Source organism: Streptomyces sp. XM83C, from assembly GCF_023072675.1.
Classification (GTDB): Bacteria; Actinomycetota; Actinomycetes; order Streptomycetales; family Streptomycetaceae; genus Streptomyces; species Streptomyces thermocoprophilus.
In genome coordinates, this window is sequence record NZ_JALLGL010000262.1 from 1 (window position 1) to 8,878 (window position 8,878).

General features: G+C 75.6%; 8 protein-coding genes and 1 tRNA gene. 4 read left to right on the forward strand and 5 right to left on the reverse strand.

Translation table 11 applies throughout. The features are described from left to right. Window positions 1–47: 47 nt before the first annotated feature. Window positions 48–854: a cobalt-precorrin-6A reductase gene (locus MTQ10_RS23770; protein ID WP_247472179.1), complete on the forward strand. Its 807-nt coding sequence runs from the start codon at window positions 48–50 to the stop codon at window positions 852–854. Here MTQ10_RS23770 and cobF read toward each other — a convergent pair. Continuing rightward, window positions 811–1,584, reverse strand: coding sequence for a precorrin-6A synthase (deacetylating) (gene cobF / locus MTQ10_RS23775; protein WP_247472181.1), 774 nt, complete (start codon window positions 1,582–1,584; stop codon window positions 811–813). The two genes, MTQ10_RS23770 and cobF, sit on opposite strands and share 44 nt — an antisense overlap. 48 nt (window positions 1,585–1,632) lie before the next feature. Beyond that, window positions 1,633–2,163: a DUF309 domain-containing protein gene (locus MTQ10_RS23780; protein ID WP_247472183.1), complete on the reverse strand. Its 531-nt coding sequence runs from the start codon at window positions 2,161–2,163 to the stop codon at window positions 1,633–1,635. 104 nt (window positions 2,164–2,267) lie between these two features. Here MTQ10_RS23780 and MTQ10_RS23785 point away from each other — a divergent pair. Continuing rightward, window positions 2,268–2,341 (forward strand) — tRNA-Pro (locus MTQ10_RS23785). A 141-nt stretch (window positions 2,342–2,482) separates the two neighbouring features. On the opposite strand, the gene MTQ10_RS23790 is transcribed toward MTQ10_RS23785, so the two are convergent. Further along, window positions 2,483–3,229 (reverse strand): TetR/AcrR family transcriptional regulator, encoded by a 747-nt coding sequence (locus tag MTQ10_RS23790; RefSeq protein WP_247472185.1) that lies wholly within the window; start codon window positions 3,227–3,229, stop codon window positions 2,483–2,485. A gap of 156 nt (window positions 3,230–3,385) precedes the next feature. Here MTQ10_RS23790 and MTQ10_RS23795 point away from each other — a divergent pair, with 156 nt between their 5' ends. Then, window positions 3,386–4,600: an FAD-dependent oxidoreductase gene (locus tag MTQ10_RS23795; protein ID WP_247472187.1), complete on the forward strand. Its 1,215-nt coding sequence runs from the start codon at window positions 3,386–3,388 to the stop codon at window positions 4,598–4,600. Here the strand turns inward: MTQ10_RS23795 and MTQ10_RS23800 are convergent. Continuing rightward, window positions 4,572–5,906 carry a carboxylate--amine ligase gene (locus MTQ10_RS23800; protein WP_247472189.1) on the reverse strand — a complete coding sequence of 445 codons (1,335 nt, stop codon included), beginning with the start codon at window positions 5,904–5,906 and terminating at the stop codon, window positions 4,572–4,574. The two genes, MTQ10_RS23795 and MTQ10_RS23800, sit on opposite strands and share 29 nt — an antisense overlap. A gap of 19 nt (window positions 5,907–5,925) precedes the next feature. Further along, window positions 5,926–7,233 (reverse strand): sugar transferase, encoded by a 1,308-nt coding sequence (locus MTQ10_RS23805; protein WP_247472190.1) that lies wholly within the window; start codon window positions 7,231–7,233, stop codon window positions 5,926–5,928. A 282-nt stretch (window positions 7,234–7,515) separates the two neighbouring features. Here MTQ10_RS23805 and MTQ10_RS23810 point away from each other — a divergent pair, with 282 nt between their 5' ends. Further along, window positions 7,516–8,643 (forward strand): glycosyltransferase, encoded by a 1,128-nt coding sequence (locus MTQ10_RS23810; RefSeq protein ID WP_247472192.1) that lies wholly within the window; start codon window positions 7,516–7,518, stop codon window positions 8,641–8,643. Window positions 8,644–8,878 lie beyond the last annotated feature (235 nt).

Consider the following 8,878-nt stretch of genomic DNA (forward strand, 5'->3'; position numbering starts at 1 on the left):
GGTGCGGGGCGCGGGGGCCGGGAGAACCGCCCGGTACGCTCGGCGCCGTGACCCACGTCCTCATCCTCGGCGGCACCACCGAGGCGCGGCGCCTCGCCGCCCGCCTGGCGGCACGCCCGGGCGTGCGCGTGACCACCTCTTACGCCGGCCGCGTCTCCCGGCCCGGCGCCGTCGCCGGGGAGATGCGCGTCGGCGGTTTCGGCGGCGCCGAGGGGCTCGCCGCGTGGCTGCGGGAGCACCGGGTGGACGCCCTGGTCGACGCCACCCACCCCTTCGCCGGGGCGATCACCGCCAACGCCGCCCGCGCCGCTGCCACGACCGGCGTCCCGGCCGTCGTGCTGCGGCGGCCCGGCTGGCGGCCGGGCCCCGGCGACCGCTGGCACGACGCGGCGTCCCTGGAGGAGGCCGCCGCGCTGCTGCCCGCACTGGGGCGTCGTGTGCTGCTCACCACCGGCCGGCTCGGGCTGGCCGCGTTCGCGCACGTCACCGGCGTGCACTTCGTCGCCCGGTCGGTGGAGCCGCCCGAACCGCCGTTGCCGCCCGGCACGGAGGTGCTGCTCGCGCGGGGTCCGTTCACCGAGGCCGAGGAGACGGCGCTGCTGCAGGAGCGCCGTATCGACGTGGTCGTGACCAAGGACAGCGGGGGAGACGCCACGTCCGCGAAGCTCACCGCCGCACGCCAGCTGGGCCTGCCCGTCGTGATCGTCCGCCGCCCCCCGCTTCCCGACGGCGTGAGCGCCGTGACGGACGTCGACGGCGTTCTGGACCGGCTGGGCCTCGCGGCGGGGACTGTCCAGCGGCGCCGACCGCTCAGGCGTCGCCGGGGTCCCGGCGCAGCAGATACGTGTCCATGATCCAGCCCTTGCGTTCACGGGCCTCGGCCCGCAGCCGCTCGATGCGGGGCGCGGCCTCCGCGATCGGGCCGGAGACCAGGATCTCGTCCGGGGTGCCGATGTAGGCGCCCCAGTAGATGTGCAGGTCCTCGTCCGTGTACGCGCGGAACGCCTGGTGGGCGTCGAGCATCACCACCACGTCGTCCACCCCCTCGGGCAGCCCCTCGGCGAGCCGTCGGCCCGTGGTGATCTGCACCGGCCGCGCCACCCGGTTCAGCCCGGTGCGGTGCCGGGCGACCAGCGCGGAGACACTGCTCACGCCCGGTATCACGTCGTACGTGAAGTCTGCCCCGCCGTGCTCCAGCACCTCCTCGAGGATCGCGATCGTGCTGTCGTACAGCGCGGGGTCGCCCCACACCAGGAACGCGCCCGTCTCGTCCTCGCCCAGCTCCTCGGCGATCAACCGGGCGTAGATCCCCGCCCGCGCGCTGCGCCAGTCGCCGACGGCCGGTGAATAGTCCGCGCCCCCCGCGCGCCGGTCACGCTCCGGGTCCCGCGCCTCGACGACGCGATAGCCGCCCTCCGGTATGTGCGTGCGCAGCATGTCCTTGCGCAGCCGGGTCAGGTCGCTCTTCACCTCGCCCTTGTCCAGGACGAAGAACACGTCCGTGTCCCGCATCGCCTTCACGGCCTGCAACGTCAGCTGGTCCGGGTCGCCCGCACCGATACCGATGACATGAATGGTTCGCACGCCACGAGTCTGCCGCACACCACTGACAGTGACGGCACCGGCCGTCGCTCAGCGCAGCCGGGGAGCCTCCGCGCCCGCGTCCACCGGGCCCTCGCCGGCCTCCACCCGCGCGGCGAGCGCGAGCGCCCAGCGGGCGGTCCGCTCCAGATCCATCCCGTACGGCCGCCCGTCGCCCGTCCCTGCCGCCCACTCGCGCACGGCCGCCGCACCGCGCCGCAGCAGCCGTGCCCCGCCGGTGGGGTTGCCGCGCGCGGCGTGCGTGAGGCCCACCGCCAGCTGCGCGAGCCCGCGCCACAGCGTCCGCTCGCGGCCGGGGCCCGACTTCCAGGCGTCCTCGAACACCTCGTGGGCGTGGAACGGCCGTCCCGCGTCCAGCAGGGCCTGCGCCTCCGCCACCGTCTCGTCGGGCGTGCGGACCACACCCTCGGGCTGGCGCGGCACGCCCTCGGTGCCGTAGGGCAGGGGCCGGCCGAGCCCGTCCCGGGGCCGGGCGTTGCGGGCGCGGCCCTCGCCGTCGCGGTCCCGTCCGCGCACGGGCCCGGCCGGTGCGGTGTCCCCCGTGCGGTGTGCATCGCTCATCCCACCGATTGTGCCCCGGTGACCGGTCCTCTTTCGGCCCTGCCCCCGACGTGAGGTAAAGTGCTGCTCGTCGCGATCACACGGGGGACCGTGTGAGCCGTGGCCGGGACGTGGCGCAGCTTGGTAGCGCACTTGACTGGGGGTCAAGGGGTCGCAGGTTCAAATCCTGTCGTCCCGACGGTTGTGAAGGGCCTCCGCGGGCCGAATGCCTGCGGGGGCCTTCTTCATGTCCGCCCGGTGGTCCGGGCCGGACGGTTCCGGGCCGGACGGCTCGACCCGAACCGCCCCGGCCCGGCGGGGGAGCGGCCCCCGGCTGACGTCAGCGGACGCGGCCCAGCCCCGTGAACCGGTCCAGCAGGGCGTCCAGCCCCGCCGCCAGCCCCTCCGGGCCGTGCCGCTCCGCCAGGGACGCTGCCGTCTCCCGCAGCAGCGGCAGCTCCTGGGCCGGCATCCGGTGCAGGCCCAGACGGAACGCCGGGTCCGGCTCGTCCGGGTTGTCCACCACCGGGCGCAGCTCCACCACCACATAGCCCAGCAGCCACGCCGTGAACGCCTGGAAGGCCGCCGCCGAGCCCGCCGCGTCGAGCCCCGACCGCCGCAGCAGCCCCAGCACCCGCTCGTGCCCCCTGAGGACGGGCAGCGGCCGGCGGGCCAGCGGCACCGCCAGCAGACGGGTCGCCAGCAGCGGCACCGCCCGCGGATGCGCCAGACACACGTCGTACATCGCCCGGGCGATCCGGTGCAGTCCCGCCCGCCAGTCGCCCTCCTCCGGGTCAGGGCCCTCCAGCCGCTGCTCCAGCTCAAGATGCAGCGCCTCAACCAGGCCGTCCAGCAGGGCGTCCTTGCCCTCCGCGTAGCGGTACAGGGCCATCGCCTCCACGCCCAGCTCCGCGCCGAGGCGCCGCATGCTCAACGCGGAGAGGCCCTCGCGGTCGACCAAGTCCAGTGCCGCCGTCAGCACCCGCTCACGGCTCAGCCGGCCGTACTTGCCGCGGTCGCTGGCACGCCGCGCCGGCGCCGCCGGCTGCCGGTCCTCGCCGGCCGGCCCGGTCCGCTCCTCCGCCATCTCTCGCCCTCCGCCCACCCGGCCCGTGGCCCGGGCCGCACTGCTGTTGACTGTACGCACACCGCGGCGCAGTGTGTACGTATACACCGTAAATGCGTCATATCAGCCCCAGGCTCCCGCCCCCGGGCCGGGCCTCTCGCCCACGGGGAGCGCATCGTGAACGCCGATCAACGTGTCGTGGTCGTAGGTGCCGGTCCGTACGGTCTCGCCACGGCGGCCCATCTCAAGGCCCGTCATGTGCCGTTCCGGGTCTTCGGGCAGCCCATGGACGGCTGGCGGTCCCACATGCCCGGCCGTATGTACCTCAAGTCCTCGCCCTTCTCCTCCTCGATCTCCGCTGTCGTCCCCGGACGGCGGCTGGAGGACTTCCGCGCGGAGGAGGGCCGCGCACCCGGCGGCGAACGCGACCCGGTGCCCCTCGAGGAATTCGTCCGGTACGGGCTGTGGTTCCAGCAGCGCACCGTGCCCGAGCTGGAGCAGGTCACCGTGCGGCGGATCGACGCGCGGCCCGGCGGCGGCTTCCGGGTCCTCCTCGACGACGGCGAGGAGTTCGCCGGTACGGCCGTCGTCCTCGCCGTGGGTGTCGTCCGCTTCGCGCACGTCCCGCCCGAACTGGCCCCGCTCACCCGGGACGGGCTGGTCTCCCACACCGCCGACCATGTCGACTTCGGCCGGTTCGCGGGGCAGGACGTGGCGGTCGTGGGCGCCGGCCAGTCGGCCCTGGAGAGCGCCGCACTGCTGTACGAGGAAGGTGCGCGGCCCACGCTGCTGGCGCGGGCGGCCACGCTGGCGTTCGGCTCGCCCCCGCGCACCGACAGCCCGGCCGACCGGCCCCTGCGGGAACGCGTGCGCGCCCCGAGCGCCCTGCTCGGCAACGGCTGGCCGCTGGTGGCGTGCTCCCGGGCCCCCGCGGCCTACCGGCACCTCCCCGACCGGGTGCGGGACCGTCTGCTGCACACCGTCCTCGGGCCGTACGGCGCCTGGTGGCTGCGGGAGAGGGTGGACGGCCGGTTCCCCGTACGGTGCGGTGTCCGGGTCGTCGCCGCCGAGCCCGACGGCCGCGGCGGCGTACGGCTGCTGCTGGACGCCGCCGACGGGCAGGCCGCGGAACTCCGCGCCGACCATGTCATCGCCGGGACCGGCTACCGCGTGGACCTCGGCCGGCTCGACCTGCTGAGCCCCGAGCTGCGCCGGCGGGTCGTCACCGCCGGGGGCGCCCCCAGGCTGTCGGCGGGGTTCGAGTCGTCCGTGCCCGGCCTGTACTTCACGGGGCTGGCCGCGGCGCCCACGTTCGGTCCGCTGCTCCGCTTCGTCTCCGGTACCGGCTTCGCCGCCCGGCGGATCAGCGCCGCGGCGACGAGGCAGGCGTAGCCGAACCGGAAGCGGCCGAACCGGGAGCAGCGGAAGCGGAAGCGGGCGTGGCGGCCGGCGGGCCGCCGGCCCGCGCCGGTACGGCCGCCGGCCGGGACGCGGAGATCCGCTGCCGCAGCGGGCGGGTGACCCGCCGGGCGGCCATGGCACCGAAGCGTGCCGCCTCCGCCACCGCCGGCAGCGGGTCGTCGGCGCTCAGCCACGCCCTCTCCATGCCGGGCCGGGGCAGCACGGCCGTCGGGAGCCGGCGCTCCTGCAAGGCGCCGATCGTCGCCGACAGCACGTCCAGCTGCCCCACGACGAACATCCGCCCGTGCAGCTGCCCGCCCTCCGGGACCCGCTGCCCCGTCAGATGCATGTACAGCGCCCGGACCACGTCCACCCCGTGCCGGGAGGCGAACAGCCGGAACTGCGCGCCCGTGCGCGGATTGAAGTCGACGAGCTTGTACCGGCCGTCCCGCCGGTCGAACCGCCAGTCCAGGTCGGCGAGACCGCAGTAGCCGATCTCCCGGCACAGCCGCTCGGCCAGCGCCGCGAGCCGTGTGTTCGGCCAGGACCAGGCCCGGCAGGTCGCACCGCTGCGCACCGGCCAGGAACGCACCTTGAACCCGGTGAACAGGACGAGCGGTGTGCCGTCGGGGCCCCGGTAGAGATGGGTGATCCAGTCCTCCGCCTCCGGCGGCGGGATGTACTCCTGCACCAGCACCGAGGGCTCCTCGGCGGATCCGACGAGGGCGAGGAGCTCCGCCTCGTCGGCCACGGTCGTCGTATGGCCCACGACGGGCGCGGCGAGCCGGGTGTAGGCCTCCAGGTTCTTCAGTACGACCGGATAGCCCATGTCCCGGCAGGCGGCGACCAGTTCGGCGCGGCCGGCCGGCGCGCACGCCCGCGGTGTGGGCACTCCGGCCTCGGCGCACAGCCGGTGCAGCCCCATCTTGCTGGTGAGCGTGCGCGGCAGCGCGGGCGGCACCGGCGGCAGCAGGAACCGCTCCTTCAGCGGTCCGGCCTGCTCGGCGAGCAGCACGGCCGCCTCGTCGTCGGTGGGAACGGCGACCGCCGGGCGTCCGATCGCCTCGCCGATCGTGAGCAGCGTGGACACCAGTGCGTCCGGCGACTCGCGGCCCGTCGTCGGCACGACGAACCGTCCGGCGAGATGGCGGGAGACGGCCGTCGGGGTCAACGGGTCCTCCACCATGGCGTACACCGGCACACCGGCCCGGCCCAGACTGCGGACCACACCCAGCGCGCCGTGGTTGTGGGGCGCGTGACCGACCCTCACCAGCAGTGCGGGCACCTCGTGGTCCATGACGATCCGCCCCGCGTCCTCAGTAGGCGCCCGTGCGGCGCACGACCGCGCCCGGTGTCCGGGCCAGGATGGTCAGGTCCAGCGCGGTGGACCAGTTCTCCACATAGCTCAGGTCGAGCCGCACCCGTTCCTCCTCGGGCAGCTCCGACCGTCCGCTCACCTGCCACAGCCCGCTCAGCCCCGGCTTCACCAGCAGCCGCCGCCGGCGCACGTCCTCCGGCAGCTCGTCGGCCTCGTCGCGGGGCAGCGGGCGCGGGCCGACGAGCGACATCCGGCCGGCCAGGACGTTGAAGAGCTGGGGGATCTCGTCCAGCGACCAGTGCCGCAGGGTCCGGCCGACCCGGGTGATCCGGGGATCGTCGGCGACCTTGAAGAACGCCCCGTCGCCGTACTGGTTGAGGGACGCCACCTCGCTCCTGCGCCGGTCGGCGTCCCGGTACATGGTGCGGAACTTCAGCAGCGTGAACTCCCGGCCGTGCAGCCCCACCCGGCGGTGCCGGAACAGGACCGGGCCGGGACTGTCCAGCCGTATCAGCACCGCGATCACCAGCATCAGCGGGGCGAGCAGGAGCAGCCCGGCGGCGGCCAGGAGCCGGTCGGCCAGCTCCTTCGGCACGCGCGCCGTGCGGGAGAGGTCGGGGGCGTGCAGCTCCAGCAGCGGCAGCCCCGCCACGGGCGCCGGCCTCAGCCGCCCCGTCGCCACGTCGGCCAGCACCGGCACCAGCATCAACTCGACGTCCCTGTCGCGCAGTTCCCAGGACAGTGTGCGCAGCTCGCCGGTGCCGAGAGCGGGGCCGGGCAGCGCGATCACCGCCTCGCAGCCGCCGCGCCGCACGGCGTCCACCGCGTCGTCCACCGTGCGGCACACCCCGACGACCTCCATCTCGCAGGCGTCGGTGCGCCGCAGCCGGGAGACCAGCTCGGCGACGGAGTCCGCCGGGCCGAGCACCACCGCGCGCTCCCGGTTGCGGCCGTGGTGCCAGTCCGCGCGGATGCGCAGCCGGCGGGTCTCGCGCAGCGCGAAGGTCGCCGTGACGGTGACGGGCAGCGCGAACAGCGTGTCGTGCAGCAGGCCCGCCCCGGGCAGGAACCACCAGGCGACACTCGCGGCCACCGCGATCACGGCGGCGGCGCCCATCACCCGGCGTATCTCGCCCGTTCCGGCGAGCAGGCAGTGCCGGTCGTACGCCCGTCGCGCCGCCAGGCACAGCACCCATGCGCAGGGCAGCGCGGCCGGGACCCACCACCGGTGGAACAGCAGGAGGACCGTGACCGACGCCGTCAGCGCGGCGAGTGTGTCCAGGGCGACGAACGGGAGCACCGGCACAGGCCGTCTCCCGGTCCGGTGGGGAGTGCCGGGGATGCCTCGCGGCAGTCGCCGCGACGCGTCCCCCAGGGTCGTCGTCGACGTCGTCATCGTTACGCGCCGCCCCTCGGGGGTAGGCCATACCTGTACATTTACGATGTAAGCTGACATCTTGCATCGATCCGGCATATGCCGTCAAGCGGGGTCGGAGGCGGCGGGGAGGGTGCGTTTGACGTACGGCGGCGAGCGGTGGAGAGTCGTACGTATACGGCGTAAACCTGACTGTTGCGGGGAGGCGCCGAGATGCCGACCATCCTGCATGTCGCCCAGTCCAGCGAGGGCGGGGTCGCCACCTTCGTGGCCGATCTCGCGGGCGCACAGCGTGCCGCCGGCCACCGGGTGGCCGTCGCCTGCGTGCCGGACAGCCGGCTCGCGCACGCCGCGGCCCGCGCCGGCGCCGACGTCATCGCCTGGCAGGCCGTCGGCGCACCCGGGCGCACCGTGCCCGCCGAGGTCGCGGCCGTGACCCGGATCGTGCGCACCGTCCGCCCCGACCTGGTCCATCTGCACAGCTCCAAGGCCGGGCTGGCGGGCCGGCTCGCCCTGCGCGGGCATCTGCCGACGGTGTTCCAGCCGCACGCCTGGTCGTTCTTCGCGACCGGCCCCGGCCCGCTGTACCGGGCCACCGTGCGCTGGGAGCGGCTGGCGGCCCGCTGGGCGCACCAGGTGGTCTGCGTCAGCGAGGCCGAACGCGCCGACGGCGAGGCCGCCGGGGTCCGCGCCCGGTGCACCGTCGTACCGAACGGCGTCGACCTGGACCACTACAGGGCCGCCCCCGTCGCCGAGCGGCGCGCCGCCCGCGCCCGCCTCGGCCTGGACGCGCGGACCCCGCTCGCCGTGTGCATCGGCCGGCTCCACCGGCAGAAGGGCCAGGACGTGCTGCTGGAGGCCTGGCCGGGCATCGCGCGCACCGTGCCCGACGCCCGCCTGGCGCTCGTCGGCGACGGACCCGCCCGCGACCGGCTGCGGCAGCGCGCGACCGCCGACGTCCTCTTCGCCGGGGACGTCGCCGACCCCCGCGACTGGTATCTGGCGGCCGACCTGGTGGTCCTGCCCTCACGGTGGGAGGGCATGGCCCTCGCCCCGCTGGAGGCCATGGCCTGCGCCTGCCCCGTCGTCGTCAGCGACGTGCCGGGCGCCCGCGAGGCCCTCCCCGCCGGACACGCCGCGACGAACCTCGTCCCCCCGGAGGACCCCGCCGCGCTCGCCGGTGCCGTCGCCGCCCTGCTGTCCGACCGCGAGGCGTGCCGCACCCTCGGCGGGCAGGCCCGCACCCATGTGTGCGCACGGCACGGCTTCGGCCGCGTCGTCGACGACATCCGCGGCGTCTACCGGGAGGCGCACCGGGTGTGGCGTACGGCGGCACGCTGAGCCCGCGGGACTGCGCCCGCGGGCGTGTCATACGCGGGCCGGGGTGTGTGGCGCGCCCCGAGCCCGCCGCGCCGGCGCGGGTACCGACCCCTTCCCGCGCCGGCGCCCTGAGCACGCCGGCGAAACGCCCCCTGGAAGGGAGGGGCGCGCGATCTCAGGGGAGGGGCGCGCGACCCGAGGCCGGGGCGCCCGGCGCACCGGGCGCGGTCGTGCGGCCGGGGGTGCGGTCTCGGGG